Annotated in this window: 19 protein-coding genes; 16 read left to right on the forward strand and 3 right to left on the reverse strand. The window is 73.5% G+C overall.

All coding sequences use genetic code 11. The features are described 5' to 3' along the window. The first annotated feature begins 219 nt into the window (after positions 1-219). From WHN02_RS18345 to WHN02_RS18355, 3 genes are all read left to right on the forward strand, one after another. On the forward strand, positions 220-4,380 hold the full coding sequence (locus tag WHN02_RS18345) for a SpoIIE family protein phosphatase (protein WP_434739953.1): 4,161 nt from the start codon (positions 220-222) through the stop codon (positions 4,378-4,380). Continuing rightward, positions 4,377-4,676, forward strand: coding sequence for an STAS domain-containing protein (locus WHN02_RS18350; protein WP_350896867.1), 300 nt, complete (start codon positions 4,377-4,379; stop codon positions 4,674-4,676). The genes WHN02_RS18345 and WHN02_RS18350 overlap by 4 nt, the downstream gene beginning before the upstream one ends. A 144-nt stretch (positions 4,677-4,820) precedes the next feature. Next, the gene (locus WHN02_RS18355) at positions 4,821-5,786 is read left to right on the forward strand and encodes a hypothetical protein (protein WP_434739954.1); all 966 of its coding nucleotides are present in this window, start codon (positions 4,821-4,823) and stop codon (positions 5,784-5,786) included. Positions 5,787-5,803: 17 nt separating this feature from the next. Here WHN02_RS18355 and WHN02_RS18360 read toward each other — a convergent pair whose 3' ends face one another. Then, entirely contained in the window at positions 5,804-7,084 is a 1,281-nt protein-coding gene (locus WHN02_RS18360; protein ID WP_434739955.1) for an SLC13 family permease, read from the reverse strand. A 139-nt stretch (positions 7,085-7,223) separates the two neighbouring features. On the opposite strand from WHN02_RS18360, the gene WHN02_RS18365 reads away from it, so the two are divergent. Genes WHN02_RS18365 through WHN02_RS18390 form a run of 6 tightly spaced genes read left to right on the forward strand, consistent with a single transcriptional unit; the run spans position 7,224 to position 12,533 of the window. Next, entirely contained in the window at positions 7,224-7,946 is a 723-nt protein-coding gene (locus tag WHN02_RS18365) for a class II aldolase/adducin family protein (RefSeq protein ID WP_434739956.1), read from the forward strand. Positions 7,947-7,986: 40 nt separating this feature from the next. Beyond that, positions 7,987-8,997 carry an ABC transporter substrate-binding protein gene (locus tag WHN02_RS18370; RefSeq protein WP_434739957.1) on the forward strand — a complete coding sequence of 337 codons (1,011 nt, stop codon included), beginning with the start codon at positions 7,987-7,989 and terminating at the stop codon, positions 8,995-8,997. Further along, positions 8,994-9,866 carry an ABC transporter permease gene (locus WHN02_RS18375; protein WP_434739958.1) on the forward strand — a complete coding sequence of 291 codons (873 nt, stop codon included), beginning with the start codon at positions 8,994-8,996 and terminating at the stop codon, positions 9,864-9,866. Before WHN02_RS18370 ends, WHN02_RS18375 begins: the two co-directional genes overlap by 4 nt. Continuing rightward, positions 9,863-10,714, forward strand: a complete 852-nt coding sequence (locus WHN02_RS18380) for an ABC transporter permease (RefSeq protein WP_434739959.1) — start codon at positions 9,863-9,865, stop codon at positions 10,712-10,714. Before WHN02_RS18375 ends, WHN02_RS18380 begins: the two co-directional genes overlap by 4 nt. Continuing rightward, on the forward strand, positions 10,711-11,514 hold the full coding sequence (locus tag WHN02_RS18385; RefSeq protein WP_434739960.1) for an ABC transporter ATP-binding protein: 804 nt from the start codon (positions 10,711-10,713) through the stop codon (positions 11,512-11,514). Before WHN02_RS18380 ends, WHN02_RS18385 begins: the two co-directional genes overlap by 4 nt. Then, on the forward strand, positions 11,511-12,533 hold the full coding sequence (locus WHN02_RS18390; protein WP_434739961.1) for an amidohydrolase family protein: 1,023 nt from the start codon (positions 11,511-11,513) through the stop codon (positions 12,531-12,533). Before WHN02_RS18385 ends, WHN02_RS18390 begins: the two co-directional genes overlap by 4 nt. A 21-nt stretch (positions 12,534-12,554) precedes the next feature. Here the strand turns inward: WHN02_RS18390 and WHN02_RS18395 are convergent, their stop codons facing one another. Both WHN02_RS18395 and WHN02_RS18400 read right to left on the reverse strand, forming a co-directional pair. Continuing rightward, complete coding sequence (locus tag WHN02_RS18395) at positions 12,555-13,820, reverse strand: nucleotide sugar dehydrogenase (protein ID WP_434739962.1); 1,266 nt, start codon at positions 13,818-13,820, stop codon at positions 12,555-12,557. A gap of 119 nt (positions 13,821-13,939) precedes the next feature. Then, entirely contained in the window at positions 13,940-15,337 is a 1,398-nt protein-coding gene (locus WHN02_RS18400) for a serine/threonine-protein kinase (protein ID WP_434739963.1), read from the reverse strand. A 348-nt stretch (positions 15,338-15,685) separates the two neighbouring features. On the opposite strand from WHN02_RS18400, the gene WHN02_RS18405 reads away from it, so the two are divergent. The 7 genes from WHN02_RS18405 to WHN02_RS18435 all read left to right on the forward strand — a co-directional run bounded on the left by WHN02_RS18405 (position 15,686) and on the right by WHN02_RS18435 (position 22,372). Continuing rightward, entirely contained in the window at positions 15,686-16,321 is a 636-nt protein-coding gene (locus tag WHN02_RS18405) for an RNA polymerase sigma factor (protein ID WP_434739964.1), read from the forward strand. A gap of 1 nt (position 16,322) precedes the next feature. Next, the gene (locus WHN02_RS18410) at positions 16,323-17,006 is read left to right on the forward strand and encodes a hypothetical protein (protein ID WP_434739965.1); all 684 of its coding nucleotides are present in this window, start codon (positions 16,323-16,325) and stop codon (positions 17,004-17,006) included. Between the two features lie 173 nt (positions 17,007-17,179). Then, positions 17,180-18,415, forward strand: a complete 1,236-nt coding sequence (locus WHN02_RS18415) for a glutamate-cysteine ligase family protein (protein WP_434739966.1) — start codon at positions 17,180-17,182, stop codon at positions 18,413-18,415. Between the two features lie 5 nt (positions 18,416-18,420). Beyond that, complete coding sequence (gene egtB / locus WHN02_RS18420) at positions 18,421-19,752, forward strand: ergothioneine biosynthesis protein EgtB (protein WP_434743998.1); 1,332 nt, start codon at positions 18,421-18,423, stop codon at positions 19,750-19,752. Positions 19,753-19,768: 16 nt separating this feature from the next. Next, complete coding sequence (gene egtC / locus WHN02_RS18425; RefSeq protein ID WP_434739967.1) at positions 19,769-20,527, forward strand: ergothioneine biosynthesis protein EgtC; 759 nt, start codon at positions 19,769-19,771, stop codon at positions 20,525-20,527. Between the two features lie 36 nt (positions 20,528-20,563). Continuing rightward, positions 20,564-21,532 carry an L-histidine N(alpha)-methyltransferase gene (egtD, locus tag WHN02_RS18430; RefSeq protein WP_434739968.1) on the forward strand — a complete coding sequence of 323 codons (969 nt, stop codon included), beginning with the start codon at positions 20,564-20,566 and terminating at the stop codon, positions 21,530-21,532. 249 nt (positions 21,533-21,781) lie between these two features. After that, the gene (locus WHN02_RS18435) at positions 21,782-22,372 is read left to right on the forward strand and encodes a TMEM165/GDT1 family protein (protein ID WP_434743999.1); all 591 of its coding nucleotides are present in this window, start codon (positions 21,782-21,784) and stop codon (positions 22,370-22,372) included. The last annotated feature ends 1 nt before the right edge of the window (position 22,373 follow it).

The raw sequence follows: 22,373 nt of genomic DNA on the forward strand, positions 1-22,373 counted from the left end.
CCGACTCGGTGTCCGCGCGCCCCGAAGACGACGGCCCCGGCGTGCCGGGCGAGCGTGCCGCCGGGGGAGGAAGATCCGGATCGGGCCGGGCTCGACTGCCGCCGACCGGCCGCTGTTCTACGATTCCGCGGGGACGGACACAGTCTCCGCGCGGGGGTGAGGCAGCAGCGGACCGGGGTAGGGAGGAAGCAGGGCCGTGGTGAGGGAGACGTCGACGCGATGACCAGTGGTGAGCGCCACCCGTCGGAGAGCGCCGACGTGTTCGTCGGCGGCGGTGAGGTCGGTCGGGACCTCGCGGCGGTGGACTGGTCGACGACACCGCTGGGGCCGCCGGAGAGCTGGCCGCAGAGCCTCCAGACGTCGGTTCGCATCCTGCTGTCCTCCCGGTTCGCGATGTGGATGGCGTGGGGGCCGCAGCTCACGTTCTTCTGCAACGCCGCGTACCGCCGCGACACCCTGGGCCGCAAGTACCCGTGGGCGCTGGGCCGACCGGCCGACCAGGTGTGGGCGGAGATCTGGGACGACATCGGTCCCCGGGTCGACAACGTGCTCAACACCGGGGAGGCGACCTGGGACGAGGCGCTCCGGCTGTTCGTGGAGCGGTCCGGCTACCGGGAGGAGAGCTACCACACCTTCTCCTACAGTCCGTTGCACGACGACGACGGAGCGTTGATCGGGTTGCTCTGCGTGGTCAGCGAGGAGACCGAGCGGGTGATCGGTGAGCGGCGGATGGCGACGCTGCGCGACCTCGGCTCCGACCCGAGCGTGGTACGGACCGAGGAGGAGATGCTCGCCTTCGCGAGCCGGCAGCTGGGGCGCAACCGTCTGGACCTGCCGTTCACCCTGACCTACCTCTTCGACGACGACGGTCAGGCCCGCCTGGCCGAGTCGACGGGACTCGACCGTCGACACCCGGCTGCTCCGGCGACGCTGTCGATCACGGATGCGGACGCCGTGTGGCCCGCTGCCGCGCCCGCCCGGGGCGACTCCGCCCTGGTGGAGCTCGACGGTCCGACGTTCGCCGGGTTGCCCTGCGGCCAGTGGCCGGAGCCGCCCCGACAGGCCCTGCTGGTGCCGCTGTTGCAGCAGGGCGGCACGCCGTACGGGTTCCTGGTGGCCGGGATCAACAGGTACCGGCTCCTCGACGACGCGTACCGGGGCTTCGTCGAGCTGGCCGCCGGTCACGTGGCGGCGGGGGTCGCCAGCGCCCGCAGCTACCAGGCCCAGCAGCGGCGTGCCGAGGAGCTGGCCGAGCTGGACCGGGCCAAGACGGCCTTCTTCTCCAACGTCAGTCACGAGTTCCGTACGCCGTTGACCCTGATCATGGGTCCGCTGGAGGAGCTGCGTGGTCGGCTCCAGGACGCCGACGACGGGGTACGACAGGAGTTGGAGGTGGCCCGGCGCAACGGACTGCGCCTGGGTAAGCTGGTCAACGCCCTGCTGGACTTCTCCCGTATCGAAGCCGGACGGATGCAGGCCCGGTACGAGCCGTTGGACCTGGCCGCGACCACCGCCGAGCTGGCCAGTGTCTTCCGGTCGGCGGTCGAGCGGGCCGGGCTGGTCTTCGAGGTGGACTGTCCGCCCCTGCCGGAACCGGTGCACCTCGACCGGGGCATGTGGGAGAAGGTGGTGCTCAACCTGCTCAGCAACGCCCTGAAGTTCACCTTCGACGGGCGGATCCGGGTCGCGGTGCGCGCCACCGACGGGCACGCGCTGGTCACCGTCGCCGACACCGGCATCGGCGTGGCCGCATCGGAGATGCCCCGGTTGTTCGAGCGGTTCCACCGGATCGAGAACGCCAGGTCACGGTCGAACGAGGGCAGCGGCATCGGCCTGGCGCTGGTCCGGGAGCTCGTCGGCCTGCACGGTGGCACCATCACCGCCGACAGTGTCGTCGACGGGGGCACCACCTTCACCGTCCGCCTACCGTTCGGGGTCGCCCACCTGCCGGCCGGCGCGGCGGTGTCCGCCGCGGCCCCGGCCGGGGTGTCGGCCACCGCCGACCCGTTCGTCCACGAGGCGCTGCGGTGGCTGCCGGCCGACCCCGGACCCGCCGGGCCGGAGGACTCCGCCGACGCTCCGGCCGCAACCGCCGGTGAGTCGCCGGTCGCCGGTTCGGCGGCCCGGGTGGTGGTGGCCGACGACAACGCCGACATGCGCGAGTACCTGATCCGTCTGCTCCGCTCCGCCGGTCACCGGGTGGAGGCGGTCGCCGACGGCCAGGCCGCGCTGGACGCCGTCCGGGTCCACCCGCCGGACCTGGTGGTCAGCGACGTGATGATGCCCCGACTGGACGGCCTGCAACTGGTGGCCGCCCTGCGCGCGGACCCGCGGACCGCCGGGACCCCGGTGCTGCTGCTGTCGGCCCGGGCCGGTCAGGAGGCGTCCATCGAGGGGCTGGACGCGGGTGCCGACGACTACCTGGTCAAGCCCTTCTCCGCTGCCGAGCTGCTGGCCAGGGTACGGGCGAACGTGGAGCTGGCCCGGCTGCGCAACCACCATGCCCGCTGGCGTACGGCGCTCGTCGACTCCCTGCAGGAGGCGTTCTTCGTCTGCGCCGACGACGGTGCCGTCGTCGAGATCAACGCCGCGTTCACCGACGTCCTCGGCTACGGCCCCGAGGGTCTGCCCTACGCTCCGGTCCACCCGTGGTGGCCGGACGGGGACGCGGAGCCCGACGCCCACCGGCAGGTCGCCGAGGCGTTCGCCCTCCTCATGGAGCGGGAACAGGGCACCTACACCATCCCGGTGACCCACCGTGACGGACACCGGTTGTGGGTCGCCGCCTCCTTCAACCAGGTCGTCGACCCCGACACCGGGCGTCGGGTGGTCGTGGGGACGTTCCGTGACGTCACCGCCGAGCACTACGCCGTCCAGCGGGAGACCGCCCTGGCGGCGTTGAGCATGCGTCTGTCGCGGTCGGAGGACCTGACCGACGCCCTGACCGGTGTCCTCGACGAACTGCGGAAACTGTGGCGGGCCGCCGGGGTCACCGCTGTGGTGTTCGGCGACTCGTCCCCTCCCGTGGTGACCGGCGTCGACCCGGACCTGCGCTGGGAGTCGTTGCCGCAACGCCGTCGTGAACTGGTCACCGCGTTGCGGGACCGGACCCTGCCCACGGCGGTGGCGGCCGAGACCGGTGGGGCCGGTATCGCGGTGGAGCATCCCGACGGCACCATGGTCCTCTGGATCGACCTGGGGGAGCGGCGACCCTTCACCGAGCAGGACGTGACCCTGTTGACGTTGCTGGCCGGTCAGGCCGGTCAGGGACTGCACCGGGTCCACCAGATCGACCAGCAGCGGGAGACCGCCCTGGCGCTGCAACGGGCGATCCTGGGCCCGGCCCAGCTGCCCTCGGGTTTCGCCGTGCGGTACGAGCCCGCCACCCGCCCGCTGAAGGTCGGCGGCGACTGGTACGACACGGTGACCCTGCCCGACGGTCGGATCGGCATCGTGGTCGGCGACTGCGTCGGCCACGGTCTGCAGGCGGCCACGGTCATGGGTCAGCTGCGCAGCGCCTGCCGGGCACTGTTGTTGCAGCAGCCCAGCCCGGCCCGGACGTTGACCGCCCTGGACCGTTTCGCCGCCCTGCTCCCCGGTGCGGCGTGCGCCAGCGTCTTCTGCGGGGTGCTGGACCCGGCCACCGGGCACCTGCGGTACTCCAGTGCCGGTCACCCACCGGCGATCATCGCCCATCCGGACGGCACCACGATCCTGCTCGACCAGGGGCGGTCCCGTCCGCTCGTGGTCCGCCTCGGTGCCGACCGACCCGAGGCGGAGTGCGTCGTACCGCCCCGGGCGACCCTCATGCTGTACACGGACGGACTCGTCGAGCGTCGGCGTCAGTCGGTGACCGTCGGGATCGAACGGGCCACCGCCACCGTGCAGGACGGGCGGGCCGCTCCGATCGAGACCCTGGCCTCCGACGTCATGTCACGGATGGCCCCCGACGGCGGTTACGACGACGACGTGGCGCTGCTCCTCTACCGTCATCCCGGGCCGTTGGAGCTCGACTTCCCCGCCGAGGCGACCCATCTCGCCCCGGTCCGCACCGCGCTGCGTGGTTGGCTCGAACGCTGCGGGCTGGACCGGGCCAGCGCCTACAACGTGCTGGTGGCCGCCGGGGAGGCCTGCGCCAACGCCATCGAACACGGCCACCGCGACGCCCCCGGTGGCCGGATCCACCTGCATGCCGCCGCCACCGCCGACGGGCTGCGGCTCAGCGTCACCGACAGCGGCAGGTGGAAGGTGCCCCTGGCGGTGGAGAACAACCACCGGGGGCGCGGTCTCAGCCTGATGCGCGCCCTCATGGACAGCATCACCGTGATCCACGGAGCCGGCGGCACCACCGTCGACATGCAGGCAAGGATTGGCCGATGACCACTGCGCTGACCCTCACCACGAGCCGCCGTGCGGACGGGGCCGCAGTCCTGCACGCCGTGGGTGAGATCGACATGAGCAACGCGGACAGTTTCGCCGCCGCCCTGGCCGGTGCCGCCGAGGGCGGCGAGGGTTTCCTGGTGGTCGACCTCACGGCGGTGGAGTACCTCGACAGCGCCGGTCTCGCGGCGTTGTTCCCGCACGCGGACCGGGTGCGGTTGGTGGCCTCCCCGCTGTTGGCCCCGCTGTTGGCCATCTCCGGGTTGTCGGATCTGACCACCGTCGAGGGTGGCTGACCACCGTCGAGAGTGGGTGAGGCCGTCGCCGGTCTGTTCCCTTTCGGGGTAGACGGGCTCTTTGCTGGGTGTGTCCGGTGGTCCGGGTCCTACCGTTGCCTCGGGGGTGCCGCGTCGCGGCGTACCGGGAGAGGGGACCCGAGGATGCGCGTGCCGAGCCGAAGCTCCGGACCGCAACGCGGCCCGGCCCTGGGGTCAGTGGTCCCGACGATCCCCCCTGGCGTCCCCGAGGCGCGTCCCGGCGGCTCGCCCGGCCCCGACCTGCCCGCCTACCGGGAGGCGGTCGCGGACCTGCTGGTCGAGCTGGGTGCCCTCACCGACGCCGGTTCGACCACCGCACGTCAGGTGCTGCTCGACGAGCGGCTGCGGGAACCGGTGATCGCCGGGGTCCTCGACGCGACGGCGGCCGGCGTCGTCGCGACCCGGGAGACCCTGCTGTTGGAGCTGGCCCGGTACCGGCCCGAGGCCCGCGACGCCGCCCGGGACCTGGCGGCCCTGGTCCGCAGCTACCTGTTGACCCGGATCGACCTGATGTGGTGGCGCGACGTCCCGGCCCTCGCCACCGACGCCCAGATCGTCGTCGGTCAGGACCTCGTCGACCTGGAGTGGCTGCGTCGGCGGGACCTGATCCGGTTCCGCTACCGGGAGCAGCCGGCCACCCTGGTCGGTCGGGGGCTGCGCGCCCTCGACCGGCGGCTGCGACCGTACGCGGCTCCCCGTACCGCCGGGGTCCGGTTCCGTCGTGCCCGCCGGGAGATCGTCGCGTTGCTCAACGACATCGCCAGGGAGTTCGCCTCGGCCGCCCCGGCGGGCACCCCGCCCCTGTGGGTGAACAGTCTGGTCCGCAGCGTCGAGCACCAGCACCGGCTGCGCCGGCTGGGCTACCCGGCCCTACTGCCCAGCGCGACCTGTCTCGGGTGGGCCGTCGACGTGGAGCTGGACTGGTTCCGGCGGTTCGGTGCCCGGGACGTCCTGGCCGGGATCCTGCGGGGCCGCCAGGACGCCGGCGAGGTCAACGTGGTGGACGAGGGGCAGGCCTGGCACGTCTGCCTCGCCCCGGCCGCCGTGGCGCGGCTGCGGCGCGCGTACGAGGTCGAGCTGGGCGTCTGAGGCGCTGCCGTACCGTCTCACCCGGTCAGCAGGAGGGCGCCGAGGGCGGCCCCGGTGGCGGTGACGGCGAGCAGGGTGCCGGTGGCCACGAACCGGCCCAGCGGGATCGGTACGCCCGCGCTGCGGCAGCGTTCGTACCACAGCAGGGTGGCCAGCGACGCCCACGGGACCACCAGCGGACCCACGTTGGTGCCGATCAGCAGGGCGAGCAGGCGTACCTGGTCGTGCACCCCGAGCACGGCCTCCCCGGCGAGGTACGCCGGCAGGTTGTTCACCGCGTTGGCCAGCAGCGCCCCGGTGCCGCCGGCCCGTAGCACCCCGACCGCTCCGTCGCCCGCTCCGACGAGGGTGCCGGCCAGGTCGTTGAGACCGTGCCGACCGAGCGTCTGGACCACCAGGAACAGCCCGGTCACCAGCAGCAGGAGCCGCCAGGGCAGGAGCCGCAGCCGCAGGGTGGCCGGTGAGCGCAGGGCGAACCCGACCAGCGCCACCGCGACGGCCACCGTCGAGGCGACCCCGATCGGCACCCCCACCGCGATGCCCACCACGAACAGCAGACAGCCGCCGAGGGCGGTCCGGTAGAGGGTCCGGTCGACGGGTGCGAGGGGTCGGGGTACGTCGAACCGCTGCGGCAGGTCCCGCCAGTACAGCACCCACAGCCAGGCGGCGGTGACGGCGATCGCGGCGACCTGGGGCAGCCACATCCGGGCGGCGTACCCGAGGGGGTCCAGGCCGATCCGGTCGGCGGCGAGCAGGTTGGTCAGGTTGGACACCGGCAGCAGCAGGCTGGCGGTGTTGGCCAGCCAGACCGTGGTGACTGCCAGCGGCAGGGGCGCGATGCCGATCCGGACGGCGAGGGCGAGCAGGACCGGGGTGAGCAGCACTGCGGTGGTGTCCAGGTTGAGCAGGACGGTGGTGGCCGAGGCGAAGCCGACGCAGAGCAGGAACAGCGGCCCCCGGCGGCCTCGGGCGAGGATCGCCAGCCGGGTGGCGAGGACGTCGAAGACCTCGGCGGCGGCGGTCAGTTCGGCGAGCACCACCACGCTGCCGAGGAAGAGCAGCAGGGGCAGGATCCGGGTGACGGTGGCCGTCGCCTCGGCGCGGGGGAGCAGCCCGGTCAGGACGCAGGCGGCGCCGGACAGGGCGAGCGCGACGGCCGCGAGGTCCAGCGGGTGCGGGCGGCGACGGCGGGCGGGGGCGGGCGGCATCGCGCCGTTGGGTTCCACGTCCGCCGATCCTTGCAGGCCGTCCGGCCCGACCGGCGGGCGACCCGCGGCGGCCAGGATGATCCACCTCACTCTGAATCCCTATTTAGTAGATAGGTTTTATGGGTTAATCTCGCCTCCAACATCGGTCGCTGACCAGCGCCGATGACAGACGGTGACCCGTGTCCGGCAGTCGACTCGCGGGAACCGACCGGGGAGGAGCCCACAGGAGATGTCCACAAGCCCACCGTCGCACCACGACGGTCTCGACCTCACCGACGTCGACCGGGCCCGAGGCGAGTTGGTACGCGCCGTCCGGACCCTCTTCGCCGCCGGGGTGATGTCACACAGCGGCCACGGCAACATCAGCGTCCGGCTCCGCAGCTCACCGGAGCACGTGGTCCTCAACCGGGGCGACCTGCTGGTGGCCCCGGCCGACGCGGACCCCACCGCCGGAGCCCGGGTGATCAGCGCCGACGTGGTGGTGGTCGACCTCGACGGTCGGGTGGTCCTCGGCGAACCCGGCCGGTTCACCGCGGGCATCACCCGGATGCACACCGAGGTGTACCGGCTGCGCCCCGACGTCGGCGCGATCGTGCACACCCACTCCCCGCAGGCCACCGGGTACGCCATCGCGGCCACCCCCCTCCCGGCCCGGTACGAGGCACTGCTCGTCCACGGCCAGCCGGTGGACGTACCCGTCGCACCCTGGGGGCCACGCGGCAGCACGGAGGCGGTCCAGGGCATCGTCGACACCTTCGCCGCGCACCCGCGTACCCAGGCGGTGCTGCTGGCCAACCACGGCCTGCTCGTCGCCGGCAACGACGCCGCCCACGCCGCCCGGCTGGTCGTCGCCATCGAGGAGGCGGCCGTCTCGACCCTCGCCTCCACCACCCTCGGCGGCCCCGCCGACCTCCCGCCCGCCGCCCGGCACGAGAAGCCCCTCGCCTTCTGAGGCCCCCCGTACACCCCTCATCGCACCTGGAGACGAAAGCATGACCAGCACAGTCGCCCGCCGTCGGGACCGTCGTCCCGTCCGCCGTACCGCCGGCCTGCTCGCCGGCCTGCTCACCCTGGCGGTCGCCGGCTGCGGGTCGGCCGAGGGCGCCGCCACCGCCGCCGCCGACGCCGACGGGGTCCGCACCATCCGGATCGCGTCCTCACCGCTGTCCCACCTCTCCGCGCTCTACGTCGGTGAGCAGCAGGGCATCTTCGCCAAGCACCGGATCGCGTTGGAGTGGGACACCACGAACGCCGACCTCCTGTCGGTCCCGTCTGTCCTGGCGGGCAAGGTGGACATCGCCACCGGTGACCTCACCACCCTGGTCGCCGCCAAGGCGCAGGGACTCGACGTCAAGGCGATCGTCCCCGCCTCCGCCTCCACCGGTGAACGCGGCGAGGGCAAGGACTACGGCGCGCTGGTCGTCCGGGCCGACAGCGGGCTCGACAGGCCGAGCCAGCTCGCCGGGCGGACCGTCTCGACGAACAGCCTGACCAACATCGCCGCAGCCGCCGCCCGCGAGGCGGTCCGTGCCGACGGCGGCGACGAGTCCACCGTCAAACTGCTGGAGGTGCCCTTCCCGGACGCGCCCGCCGCGCTCGCCGCCGGTCGGGTCGACGGGGCCTGGTTGGTCGAGCCGTTCCTCACCCTGGCCAAGAGCCAGGGAGCCAAGGAGATCGGCTGGGGGTTCAGCGACCTCGCCGAGGACCTGACCGTCTCGGCGTACTTCACCTCGGGGTCGTTCGCGCAGCAGAACCCGGAGCTGGTCCGGGACTTCCGTACCGCCGTCCGGGAGTCCTTCGCCCACGCCCGCGCCAACGAGGACGCGGTCCGGGAGATCATCCCGACCTTCACCACCATCAAGCCGGAGCTGGCCGCCAGGATCACCATCACCGGTTGGAAGGACGAGGTCAGCGCGCCGGCCCTCGACCGACTCGCCGACTACGCCCTGCGGGACAAGGTGATCACCACCAAGCCCGACCTCTCCGACCTCGTCCTGCCGTGACCGACGGTCGTCGCACCGCCGTCGACACCCGGTCCGACCGGGTGTCGGCGCGGTGGCCCCGGCGGGGCGACAGGGGTACGGCCGGCACCGGCGCCGCCCGGGCCGACCGGTGGCGCGGGCTGGTCGGGGTGCTCGGTCTCGCCGTCGTCTTCGAGGTCGTGCCCCGCGTCGGGCTGGTACCCGCCGCGCACCTGCCGCCGCTGAGCACGGTCCTCGGCGCCCTCGCCGACCGGGCCGGGCAGGCCCAGCTGTGGGGCACCGTCGGCACCACCCTGTGGGGGTGGTCGCTCGGGTTGCTCCTCGCCGTCGTCGCGGCGGTGGTGGTGGGTCTGGTGGTGGGTTCGGTCGGTGTGTTGCGGGCCGCCACCGCCTCCACTGTCGACTTCCTCCGGCCCATCCCGTCGGTGGTCTTCATCCCCCTGATCGTGCTGCTGTTCGGGGCCGGTCTCGGCGCCACGCTCTTCCTGGTCGGGTACGCCTGCTTCTGGCTGGTGCTGATCCAGGTCCTCTACGGGGTGCGGGACGTCGACCCGGTGGCCCGGGACGCGGCCCGCGCCGCCGGGCTGGGACCGGTCGCGCAACTGCGGCACCTGGTCTGGCCCACCGTCCTGCCGTACCTGGCCACCGGGGCGCGGCTGGCCGCCTCGGTGGCGCTGGTCCTGACCGTCACCGCCGGGCTGGTGATCGGCTCCCCGGGGCTGGGCCGGGAGATCTGGCTGGCCCAGGCCGGCGCGGACATCCCCGGGATGTACGGCCTGATCCTGGTCACCGGGATCCTCGGAGTCGCGGTGAACGCCCTGGTCCGGCTCGCCGAACGGCGACTGCTGCACTGGCACGTCTCGGTACGCCGGGAGGTGGTGCCCCGATGAGCGCCCCGCCGACCGCCCCGCCGAGGCCGACGGGAACCGCCCCGGCAGCCGGGGCGGCACCCCGCCGCCCGCCGACCTGGGTGACCCGCCCGCTGACCCTCCTCGGTCTCCCGGCGGTCCTGGTGGGCATCTGGTGGGTGGCCGGCGCCGACAGCACCGACCCGTTCTATCCGCCGCTGGCCACGATCCTGGACGCCTTCGGTCGGGTCTGGTTCTCCGAACGGTTCTTCCTCGACGTCCTGCCCAGCCTGCGCCGGTTCGCCGTGGGGCTGCTCCTCGCGGTGGTGGTGGGGGTCGGGGCCGGTCTGCTCATCGGGTCCTCCCGGGTGCTGCGGACCCTGCTGGAACCGGCACTGGCCTTCTTCCGCGCGCTGCCCGCCCCGGTCCTGGTACCGGTCCTGCTGGTGGTCGTCGGGGTGGGTGACGCCATGAAGATCGCCGTGATCGCGTTCGGTTGTCTGTGGCCGGTGCTGCTCAACACCGTCGACGGGGTACGCGGCACCGACGACGTCCAACTCGACACCGCCCGGGTCAGCGGGTTGTCCCGGACGGCCGTCTTCGGCCACCTGGTGCTCCCCTCGGCGTCCCCGCAGATCGCCGCCGGGATCCGGCAGGCCCTCGGCATCGGGATCATCCTCATGGTGGTCAGCGAGATGGTGGTCAGCACCGACGGCCTGGGCCACGCGGTGGTCCGGTTCCAACGCAGCTTCGCCCTGCCCGAGATGTGGAGTGGCATGATCTTCCTCGGACTGCTCGGTTTCCTGCTCGCCAAGGCCCTCGAGGTCGTCGAACGCCGGGCCCTGGCCTGGCACCACGGCCTGCGTCGCGCCACCGGGGACCGGTCGTGACCGCCCCCCTGCTGCGGGTCGACGGACTCCGCAAGGTCTACCAGTCCGCGCAGCGCCCCGTGGTGGCCGTCGACGACCTCAGCTTCGACGTCGCCGCAGGCGAGTTCGTCTGCGTCGTCGGCCCCTCCGGCGGGGGCAAGTCCACACTGCTCAAGGTGGTGTCCGGGCTCCTGCCCCCCACCGACGGGCGGGTCCTGCTCGACGGCGCACCGGTCACCGGCCCGGTGCCCGGTCTCGCCGTCGTCTTCCAGGAGTACGGCCGCAGCCTCTACCCCTGGAAGACGGTCCAGGACAACGTCGCCCTGCCGCTGCTGCCCCGCCGGGTCCCCCGGGCGCAACGTCACCGCCGCGCCCGGGAGGCGCTCGCCGCCGTCGGGCTCGCCGACGTGGCCCGCGCGTACCCCTGGCAGCTCTCCGGTGGCATGCAGCAGCGGGTGGCGATCGCCCGGGCGATCGTCGGCGAACCCCGGGTCCTGCTGATGGACGAACCCTTCGCCGCCGTCGACGCCCAGACCCGCGCCGACCTGGAGGACCTGGTCCGGTCCCTGTGGCGGCGGCTCGGCGTCACCATCCTGTTCATCACCCACGACATCGACGAGTCGGTCTACCTCGGCGATCGGGTCCTGGTGCTCAGCCGGGCCCCGGCCACCATCCGCGCCGACCTCACCGTCGACCTGCCCGTCGACCGTGACCAGCTGACCACCCGGGCCGACGCCCGCTTCGCGGCCCTGCGGACCGAGGTGTTCGGGCTCATCGCCGCCGAGGGCGCCACCACGACCACCCCCGGAGGGAACACGTGAGCCCGGCGTCCGACCCGGTCGAGGCCGAACCGCTGCCGGTGGTCGACTTCCACAGTCACCACGTCGCCCCCGGCGTCCCCGCCCTCGCTCCGGTCAACGCCACCGACGAGCTGCGGCGCGCCTGGCGACGGGTGGCCCGCGAGGTGGGCGACGTGGAGGCCACCCTCGTCGGGATGGATCGACTCGGCATCACCCGCCGGGTGCTCAGCGCCCCACCGTCGATGGTCACCCCCGACGGGACCTCGATCGCCCCGGACGTCGTGACGGCCCTCAACGACCACCTCGCCGAGGTGGTCACCGCACACCCGGACCGGTTCGCGGGGCTGGCCACCGTCGACGCGTACGCCGGTGAGGGCGCGGCGGACACCGTGGCCGCCGCCGTCGCGGCCGGGTTCACCGGCATCGTGGTCGACTGCGCACACCAGGGGGTCTACCTGGACGCCCCACGGTGCCGGCCCGCCCTGGCGGCCGCCGCCGAGGCCGGACTGGCGGTCTTCGTCCACCCGGTGAGCCCCGCCGCACTCAGCGCCGACCTGGGCGCCCTGGGCCGGGCCGGGACGTCACTGGCCCGGGGGACGGCCGTCTCGGCGAGCCTGCTCGCGCTGCTCACCACCGGTGCCCTCGACGACCTTCCGGGCCTGCGGCTGGTCTTCCCGATGCTCTCCGCCGCCGGCCTGCACCTGGCCGCCGCCTCCGACCCGGATACCCGGATCCGCGCCGACGCCCCGCCGCACGAACGGTGGCACGTCTACGTCGACACGATGGGCTTCGCCCCGCCCGCGATCCGCTTCGCCGTCGACCTCCTCGGCGCGGACCACGTGGTCGCCGGCAGCGACTGGCCCGTCCCGGACCGACCCGCCGACCGTCGACGGGTCACCGACGCCCTCACCCGTGCCGGTCTCACCCCCGCCGACCGGCACCAGATCGCCCACCGGACGGCCACCACCCTGCTCACCCCGGCCACCCCCCACGACGCCCCGGCTGCCCACGGGGAGCCGGACCGGCCCGGACGGCGGTGAACCGACGACCCCGCAGCGCTGTCAGAGCAGTTCGACGGTGGGGCCGACCTGGCAACGGGACCGGGTGTCGAACACGTACCGGGCGTGCCGGGCCACCATGTCGTAGTCGAAGGCGTCGTGGTCGGTGACCACCACCACCGCGTCGGCCCGGCGCACCTCGGCCTCGGTCAGCGGCACCACCTGCACCCCGTCCGGCAGGTGGTGCGGCTCGGCGTACGGCTCCACCGCGTACACCTGCGCGCCGAGCAGGCGCAGCTGCCGGGCCACGTCGACGGCGGGGGAGTCACGCAGGTCACCGGTGTTCTTCTTGTACGCCAACCCCAGCAGCAGCACCCGGGCATCGCTGATCGACCTGCCGCCCCGGTTGAGCCCGGTCATCACCCGGTGGGCCACGTGCTCGGGCATCGCGTGGTTGATGTCGTTGGCCAGTTCGATGAAGCGGAACTGCCGGCCCAGTTTGCGGCGTACCTGCCACGACAGGTAGCAGGGGTCGATCGGGAGGCAGTGCCCGCCCACCCCCGGGCCGGGCCGGAACGACATGAACCCGAACGGTTTGGTGTCGGCGGCCTCGATGGCCTGCCAGACGTCGATGTCGAGCTGGTGGGAGAGGACCGTCAGCTCGTTGATCAGGGCGATGTTGACCTGGCGGAAGGTGTTCTCGATCAGCTTGGTCAGCTCGGCCACCCGGGTGGAGTCCACCGGCACGGTCTGCTCGACGAGCCGCCGGTAGAACCCGTCGACCCGGTGCAGCGCCGCCTCGTCCAGCCCGGAGACGACCTTCGGGGTGTTCTCCAACCGCCACGTCGGGTTGCCCGGGTCGATCCGTTCCGGGCTGTACCCGAGGTGGAAGTCACCGGGGCTGCGCAGCCCGCTCGCCGACTCCAGGAGGGGTCGCAGGAGCTCGTCGGTGGTGCCGGGGTAGGTGGTCGACTCCAGGACCACCGTCGTCCCCCGGCGCACGTACGGCCCGATGCCGGCCCCGGCCTGTTCGACGAAGCTCAGGTCCGGGGTGCCGTCGCGCAGCGGGGTCGGCACGGTGATCACGCAGATGTCGAAGCCCTCGGCGTCGACGTACTCGGTGGTCGGGTGGTACCGGCCGGTGGCCAGCGCCCGGCCGAGGCGGGCGGCGGTGACGTCCTCGACGAACGACTCCCCGGTGGCGAGCCGTTTGACCCGGTCGGCGTCCACGTCGAGCCCCACCACGTCCAGGCCCGCCTCGACGGCCCGGACGGCCAGGGGCAGCCCGACGTACCCCTGACCGATGACGACAAGCTTCTCCACGTTCACCCGGGCCTCCGTAGCAGGTATGAAACGCCTGCAGACGAGCCTAGGGTGACGTACGCCCTCGTAAGTCCGTTTTGGGACTGCCGAGGTCGGTGTGACGGACGTGGCGTGCGACTAGCGGGTCACTCGCCGACGGCCGGACCGCCCGGGTCGGTGTCCGGCGGGCCGGTGGTCGGCGGCGGCGGGTCGACGGGCGCCCCGGTGGTCGGCGGGGGCGTGGTCGCCGGGGCGGTCGGGGTGGGAGTCTCGGTGGTGGCCGAGGGGCGGACCGGGGACGGCGACGGCTCGGTGTCCTCGCTGGGCGAGGCCGACGGTGACGGTGACGGTGACGGAGACCCCGACGACCTGTTCGTCGGGTTGGCGGGACGGTTCGGTCGACTCTCCTCGGAGGGGGTCGTCTCCGGCTCGACGCTCGGCTGGTCCTCGGTGGTGGGGACCGCGGCGGGCGTGGTGTCCCGGATCTCCACGCCCCGGTCGGCGTCGCCGGTCTGCCCCGTCATGCCCAGGGCCGCCCCGAGCCCACCGAGGGCGACGAGCACGACGACCGCCGCCCCGACCAGGGGACCCCGACCCCGCCTGCGCCCTCGTCCGCCGGTCGCCACCGCCGCACCGACCGGCGGGACCGCCCGGGTCGGGTCGGGATCGCGCGGCCGGTAGGCGGCCACTCCCGCCACGGCGGTGGCGTCGCCGTCGCCGCTCAGGGCGGCCCGAGCCGCCTCGGCCATCTCCGCGCCGGTGGCGAACCGTTCGGCGGGATCCTTGGCCAGGGCCCGCAGGACCAGCGCCCGCACCGGTGCCGGGATCTCCTCGGGCAGCGGCGGCGGCTCGTCGTCCAGGTGCCGCACCGCCACCTGGAGCGGGTTGTCCCCGGTGAAGGGGGGAGCGCCGGTGAGGCAGCAGTACGCGACCGCGCCGAGGGCGTAGATGTCGGTGGCCCCGGTCACCGGCCGCCCGGCCGCCTGCTCCGGTGCCATGTACAGGGCGGTGCCCGGAACCGCGTTGGTGCTGGTGATGCTCGTCACGTTCGTGGACCGGGCCACCCCGAAGTCGACGAGGACCACGGTGCCGTCGGCCTGGACCAGCAGGTTGCTCGGCTTCACGTCGCGGTGCACGATGCCGCCGTTGTGCGCGGCGTGCAGGGCCTGGGCCGCCTGGTTCACCACCGACAGGGTCTCGTCGACGTCGAGCCGACCGGCCGCCTCGATCTGCTTGGACAGCGGCTGGCCCTCGACGTACTCCATCACCAGGTAGTCGGCCCGGCCGCCGTCGGTGAGGGTGTCCTCACCGCTGTCGTAGACCTGCACGATGCCGGGATGCCGCAACGCGGCCATGATCCGGGCTTCGGCCCGGAACCGGGCGATGAAGTCCGGGTCGGACACCAGACCGGGCAGCAGGACCTTGACCGCTACCTGCCGGCCGAGCACCAGGTCCATCGCGCACCAGACGTCACCCATGCCGCCGGTGGCGACACGTTCGTCGAGGCGGTAGCGACCGCTGAGTACGACCTCCGAAGACAACACGGCCCTACGGTACCCACAGGGGCCGACGCGGGCGCAGGGTGAGGTCGGCTCACGAACGGTCCGGTCGCGCCCACCGTGGTCCGGTCCGGGGCCGTATCTGACACCCGGTCAACGCCTGGCGGCGCACCGTCACCCCGCACCGCACAGGGGGCCCTCACGGTGGGCACGACGACCACCGGTCGAAGTGGAACCGACGGGCATGACGCCTACGCCACCGTGGTGTTACCTTGACTCGCCGCTCAGGGCGGCACACCAGAGGCCGCCTGACCGAAAGCCGTCCGACTTGTCCGTCCGCCATCGCCGACCCCCCGTCCCGGGCACCACCGGCCCGTACCGGGAGCCGTCGTCGTGACCGGTGACCTGACCGAGGCGGCGCTCGCCGCCCGGGGCGGCGACGAGGAGGCCTTCCGTCTCCTGTACCGCAGCCTGCAACCGGGTCTGCTGCGCTACCTCACCGTCCTCGTCGGCACCGACGCCGAGGACGTCGCCTCGGAGACCTGGCTCCAGGTCGCCCGGGACCTGCCCACCTTCTCCGGTGGCGAGTTCCGGGCCTGGGCGGTCACCATCGCCCGCAACCGGGCGATGGACCACCTGCGTCGGGAACGCCGCCGCCCGGCCCTCCCGGTCCCGGTGCAGACCTTCGCCGACCTCCCCGGGGACACCGACACCGAACTGCAGGTCGGTGAGATCTTCGGTACCGACCGGGCGCTGGCGTTGATCTCGACGCTGCCGCCCCGCGAGGCCGAGGCCGTGCTGCTGCGGGCCGTCGTCGGCCTCGACGCCCAGAGCGCGGGGCGGATCCTCGGCCGCCGGCCGGGCGCGGTGCGGACCGCTGCCCACCGGGGCCTACGACGGTTGGCCGCCCTGCTGGGACGGCCCGACCCGGACGCCCCGCCGGCCGATGCCCGAGGGGTCGTACCCGATCCGCGTCCCGGTTCCGGGAGCCGGTCGCGGACACCCCACGCCGAACCGGCGGACGGGTGACATGAGGGGGAACTGGATGAACCTCGGCCGCCCCGCCGACCGGGGGGACCTCGACCGGCTGCTCGACGGTGCCCGTACCGGGACACCGTCGGCCGACGAACCCCTGGCCCGGCTGCTCGCCGACGCGGCCGGCCCACCCCGCCCCGGTGACCTGGCCGGAGAGCAGGCCGCCCTGGCCGCCTTCCGGGCGGCCCGCAGCGCCCCGGCCCCCCGCCCCCGGCGGCACAGGTCGGGCCTGCGCCCACTGGCCTGGCTCGCCGGGTTCGCCGCCGCGGCGACCGCCGGTGTGGCGTTCGCGGCGGTCGCCGTGGACGGCGGCGGCGACCCACCCCCACCCCCACCGGTCGGCACCACCGCCGCACCCCCGCCGAGCGGACCCGCCACCGGGCGGCCGACGGAGCCCACCCCGACCGAGACGTCCGCGTCGACGGACCGACCCGGGTCACCCACTGCGGCGACCACCCCTGCCCGCCCCACCGACGAACCCGACGCCGGGACGTCCGAGGCCCCACCGTCGCCCTCCGCCGCAGCCGGGGCGAACCTGCACGGACACTGCAACGCCTACCTGTCCAAGAAGCCGCAGCAGCGGGAGAAGGCCCTGACCAGCCCCGGGTTCGCCGGGCTGGTCGCCGCCGCCGGCGGTGCCGACCGGGTCGAGGAGTACTGCCGGGCGCTCGACCCGTAGGCCACCGACCGCACCGGTCCCCGCCCCCGCTCCCACCGCCCCCGGCCCACGCCGAAGAGACGGTTTCTCTCGGCTGGACGCCGTTGGTCTGTTAGACACGAGATGGTGAACCGCCGACCATCCCGTACGGCGACGATCGGGGTGGTCCCAGCACCGGCAGGGAGGACCGCCTCGTGGTGACGTCACCCGGGTTGGACCGGACGACAGTTCTGCGGGAGGCGCAGAGCGTGGCCGGGCACCTGGCCCGGACCTGCTTCCGGAGCGGACCACCGCTGCTCACCGGCGTCGAACTGGAATGGACCGTGCACGACGCCGACGACCCGACCCGTCCGGTCGAGCGGGACCGGATCCGGGCGGCCCTCGGGTCGTACAGCCCCACCACGCTCGATCCCACCAGCCCCGCCCGACGGCTCCGCCACGGCGGCTGCGTCACCCTCGAACCGGGCGGACAGGTGGAGATCTCCACCGCACCGCGTACCGAGTTCGCCGCGCTGCTCACCGCCACCGACGCCGAGATCGGTCAGCTCCGGCACCTGCTCGCCGCCGCCGGACTGACCCTCGGGGAGACCGGCATCGACCCGTACCGCCCGCCGACCCCGGTGCTGGCCACGCCCCGCTACCGGGCCATGCGGGCCGTCCTCGACCGACGGGGTCGGCACGGCCGGACGATGATGTACAGCACCGCCGGGCTCCAGGTCTGCCTCGACGCCGGGGAGCGGACCGACCTGGCGGACCGGTGGGCCGCCGCGCACACCGTCGGCCCGCCGCTGCTGGCCGCGTTCGCCACCGCCGGACGGCACGCCGGAGGTCCGACCGGCTGGGCGTCCGCCCGGATGGGCGCCTGGCTGGGCATCGACCCGGCCCGGACCCGGCCCGCCTGGTCACCCCGGGACGCCGACCAGGACCCGGTCACCGCCTGGACGGGGTACGTCCTGGCCGCCCCGCTGCTGTGCCTGCGGCACGACGGCCCGGACTGGACACCGCCGCCCGGCGTCACCTTCGCCGACTGGATCGCCGGCGCGCTGCCCCGACCCCCCACCACCGACGACCTGGACTACCACGTCGGCACCCTCTTCCCACCCGTGCGTCCGCGTGGCTACCTGGAACTGCGTTACCTCGACACCCAGCCGGGACCGGACTGGGCGGTGCCGGTGACGGTGCTGGCCGCCCTCTTCGCCGACCGGGAGACGGTCCGCGCCGCCCGCGCCGTCGGCACCCCCGTCGCCGACAGGTGGCACGTCGCCGCCCGCGCCGGTCTCACCGACGGGCCGTTGGCCCGCGCCGCGGCCGACCTGTTCGACCTCGCCCTGACCGCCCTGCCCCGGCTGGACCTGCCGGCCGACACCGACCATCGGATGCGGCGAGCCATCCGGCGACGACGGGCCGCCGCGCGAAGGAGTGACACGTGAGCCAGGTGCCCACCACCGACGCCCCCGACGACCAGCGGCTGCGCAGCCGGATCGTCGCCGAACTGACCCGGACCCGGGACCGGACCGTCGCGTTGACCGAGGCCGTCGACGACGCCGATCTGGTCCGGCAGCACTCCGCGCTGATGTCGCCGCTGGTCTGGGACCTGGCCCACGTCGGCAACCAGGAGGAACTCTGGTTGGTCCGGGACGTCGGCGGTCGGGAGCCGCTGCGCCACGACATCGACGACCTCTACGACGCGTTCAAACAGCCCCGCCGGGACCGGCCCGCCCTGCCCCTGCTGCCACCGGCCGAGGCCCGCCGCTACGTGGCCGAGGTGCGGGACAAGGTGCACGACCTCCTGGAGCAGGTCCGGTTCACCGACCGGCCGCTGGTCGCCGACGGCTTCGCCTTCGGCATGATCGTCCAACACGAGCAGCAGCACGACGAGACCATGCTCGCCACCCACCAGCTGCGGGACGGGGCACCGGTGCTCACCGCACCGCCCCCGCCGGAGCCGACCGCCCGGGTCGCCGACGAGGTGCTGGTCCCGGCCGGACCGTTCACCATGGGCACCAGCACCGACCCGTGGGCACTGGACAACGAACGCCCCGCGCACACGGTGGAGCTGCCCGCGTACGTCATCGACGCGGCACCGGTGACGAACGGGGCGTACCGGGCGTTCGTCGCCGACGGCGGGTACGACGATCCGCGCTGGTGGACCGAGGCGGGGTGGCGGCACCGGACCGAGGCGGGTCTGGCCGCACCGCTGCACTGGCGACGCGACGGGGACGGCTGGGCGTACCGACGGTTCGGCCGCTGGTCGGCGGTGCGCGACGACGAACCGGTGGTGCACGTCGGCTTCCACGAGGCCCGGGCCTACGCCACCTGGGCCGGTCGACGGCTCCCCACCGAGGCGGAGTGGGAGAAGGCGGCCCGCTTCGATCCGGTCACCGGACGGTCCCGACGCTACCCGTGGGGCGACGAGGATCCCGGACCCGAGCACGCCAACCTGGGCCAGCGGCACCTCTGGCCGGCGCCGGTGGGGGCGTACCCGGCCGGGGCGTCGCCCCTGGGGGTGCACCAGCTGATCGGGGACGTCTGGGAGTGGACCAGCTCCCCTTTCCGGGGCCACCCGGGGTTCGCCGCCTTCCCGTACCGGGAGTACTCGCAGGTGTTCTTCGGCGACGACCACCGGGTGCTGCGCGGGGGGTCGTTCGGTACCGACCGGGCGGCCTGCCGGGGCACCTTCCGCAACTGGGACTACCCGATCCGGCGGCAGATCTTCAGTGGCTTCCGGTGCGCCCGGGACGCCACCGAGGCCGAGGCGTGCGGGTGAGCGGCGGAGCCCGCTGATGTGCCGACACCTGGCGTACCTGGGGCCGCCGGTGGCCCTGGCCACTGTCCTGTACGACCCGCCGCACTCGCTGTCGCGCCAGAGCTGGGCACCCCGGGACATGCGCGGTGGCGGGACGATCAACGCCGACGGGTTCGGGGTGGGCTGGTACCCGCCACCGGCCGCCGGGGGTGCCGGCACCCCGATCCGCTACCGGCGGGCCCAACCGATGTGGTCCGACACCACCCTGCCGGACCTGGCCGTCTCGACGACCACCGGTGCCGTCCTGGCGGCGGTCCGATCCGCCACCGTCGGGATGCCCGTGCTGGAGGTCGCCGCCGCGCCCTTCGCCGAGGGGCGGTGGCTGTTCAGCCACAACGGGGTGGTCCGCGACTGGCCCGACTCGGTGCTCGGGCTCGCCGCCGACCTGCCGGTCCGGGACCTGCTGACCCTTGACGCCCCTACCGACTCGGCGCTGCTGTGGGCGCTGGTCCGGCATCGGCTGCGCGCCGGTGGGGACCCCGCCCGGGCGGTGGCCGACACCGTCACCCGGGTCGCCTCGGCCGCCCCCGGGTCCCGGCTCAACCTGTTGCTCACCGACGGCCGGCAGGTGGTGGCCAGCGTCGCCGGTCACGCCCTGTCGGCCCGGGTGGACGGCGACGCGGTCCTGTTGGCCTCGGAACCCGTCGACGACCACCCCGAGTGGTGGGCGGTGCCCGACGGCCACCTGCTGGTGGCCACCGCCGACGGGGTCCGGACCCACGCCTTGACGCCGTGACGACCCGACACCCGGCCCGACCGAGGAGGAGGAGCTGTGAACAACGCCGAACCGCTGGAGATCTACCTGGAGGAGCAGGACCTGGGTCGGGGGTTGCGCGAGGACGTCCGCGTCGGCCTCGGCGCCACGCCGAAGTGGCTGCCACCCAAGTGGTTCTACGACGCCCGGGGCAGTGAGCTGTTCGAGCAGATCACCGAGCTGCCGGAGTACTACCCGACGCGGGCCGAGCGGGCGGTGCTGGCCGCCCGGGCCCCGCAGATCGCCGAGGCGACCGGGGCGAAGACGCTGATCGAGTTGGGGTCCGGGTCGTCGGAGAAGACCCGACTGCTGCTGGACGCGTTCACCCGTCGCAGTGGGCTGGGCAGCTTCGTCCCCCTCGACGTGTCGGTCAGCGCCCTGCGACAGTCCACCGAGCAGATCGCCGCCGACTATCCGGGCCTGCGGGTCCGGGGCATCGTCGGGGACTTCACCAGGCACCTGGACCGGTTGCCCGCCGGCGGTCGACGGCTGGTGGTGTTCCTCGGCGGCACCGTCGGCAACCTCCTGCCGCCGGAGCGCGCCACCTTCCTGGCCGCGATGCGGGCCGGGCTGGAGGCCGGTGACTGGCTGCTCGTCGGCACCGACCTGGTCAAGGATCCCCGGGTGGTGGTGCCGGCCTACGACGACGCCGCCGGGGTGACCGCCGAGTTCAACCGCAACGTGCTGCGGGTGGTCAACCGGGAGCTGGGGGCCGACTTCGACCCGGAGGCGTTCCGGCACGTCGCGCTCTGGGATCCCGAGAACGAGTGGATCGAGATGCGGTTGCGCGCCGAACGTCGGATGCGGGTCCGGGTCCTCGACCTGGTCGTCGACTTCGCCGCCGGGGAGGAGCTGCGGACCGAGATCTCGGCGAAGTTCCGTCCCACCGGGATCGCCGCCGAGCTGGACGCGGCCGGGTTCTGCGCCGAGCACTTCTGGACCGACCCGGAGGACCTGTTCGGGGTGACGTTGGCCCGGGCCGTCTGAACTCCCACCGATCCGCACCGGGTGTCGTCACGGTGAGGCCGGTCACCCGGCGACCTCGGGTCCACCACTGTCGACTAGGCTGGGCTGCGCGAAGGGGAGTAGCCCCCAATGTCGTGGTCGACATACTGACGCGTTCCGCGTCCGGCCACGCGGCCCCACTCCGGGGCGGGCGAGACCTTCGACTCAGGCTGTCACAGCCGGGTCGAGGTCGCCCTGACACCTCCTCCCGGCCCTGATCGGGAAGGTGTCATGGAAGGTTTCCTCATCGCGTTGGTGGTCAGCTTCGGCGTGATCTTCGTGGCCGAGCTGGGCGACAAGTCCCAGTTGATGGCGCTGGCCTTCGCCACCAGGTTCAAGACCGTGCCGGTCCTGATCGGCATCACCATCGCCACCGCCGTGGTCCACCTGGCGTCCGTGGCGATCGGGGTGGGACTCGGTGCCGCCCTGCCCACCGGTTGGATCTCCCTCGTCGCCGGTCTGGCGTTCTTCGGGTTCGGCGCGTGGACCCTGCGCGGCGACAACCTCACCGAGGAGGAGAAGCGCCGGGCCCAGAAGAACACCAAGTCGGCCATCGTCACCGTCACGATCGTGTTCTTCCTGGCCGAGCTGGGGGACAAGACGATGCTGGCCACGATCACCCTGGCCACCCAGTACGGCTGGTTCGGCACCTGGCTCGGCTCGACCATCGGCATGGTGGCCGCCGACGCGTTGGCGATCCTGGTCGGGCGGCTGCTCGGCAAGAAGCTCCCCGAGCGGACCATCAAGTACGGTGCGGCGATCCTGTTCGCCATCTGCGGTCTCTGGCTGACGATCGAGGGCGTACGCGAGTTGCTGCTCTGAC

This window comes from Micromonospora sp. SH-82 (assembly GCF_051132485.1).
GTDB lineage: Bacteria > Actinomycetota > Actinomycetes > Mycobacteriales > Micromonosporaceae > Micromonospora.

Excerpts from the sequence above, each read along its gene's own strand:
- WHN02_RS18365 (WP_434739956.1), top strand. The coding sequence starts at position 7,224 with ATGTCCACAAGCCCACCGTCGCACCACGACGGTCTCGACCTCACCGAC.
- WHN02_RS18350 (WP_350896867.1), top strand. The coding sequence starts at position 4,377 with ATGACCACTGCGCTGACCCTCACCACGAGCCGCCGTGCGGACGGGGCC.
- WHN02_RS18345 (WP_434739953.1), top strand. The coding sequence starts at position 220 with ATGACCAGTGGTGAGCGCCACCCGTCGGAGAGCGCCGACGTGTTCGTC.
- egtC (WP_434739967.1), top strand. The coding sequence starts at position 19,769 with ATGTGCCGACACCTGGCGTACCTGGGGCCGCCGGTGGCCCTGGCCACT.
- WHN02_RS18435 (WP_434743999.1), top strand. The coding sequence starts at position 21,782 with ATGGAAGGTTTCCTCATCGCGTTGGTGGTCAGCTTCGGCGTGATCTTC.
- WHN02_RS18410 (WP_434739965.1), top strand. The coding sequence starts at position 16,323 with ATGAGGGGGAACTGGATGAACCTCGGCCGCCCCGCCGACCGGGGGGAC.
- WHN02_RS18355 (WP_434739954.1), top strand. The coding sequence starts at position 4,821 with ATGCGCGTGCCGAGCCGAAGCTCCGGACCGCAACGCGGCCCGGCCCTG.
- WHN02_RS18380 (WP_434739959.1), top strand. The coding sequence starts at position 9,863 with ATGAGCGCCCCGCCGACCGCCCCGCCGAGGCCGACGGGAACCGCCCCG.
- WHN02_RS18370 (WP_434739957.1), top strand. The coding sequence starts at position 7,987 with ATGACCAGCACAGTCGCCCGCCGTCGGGACCGTCGTCCCGTCCGCCGT.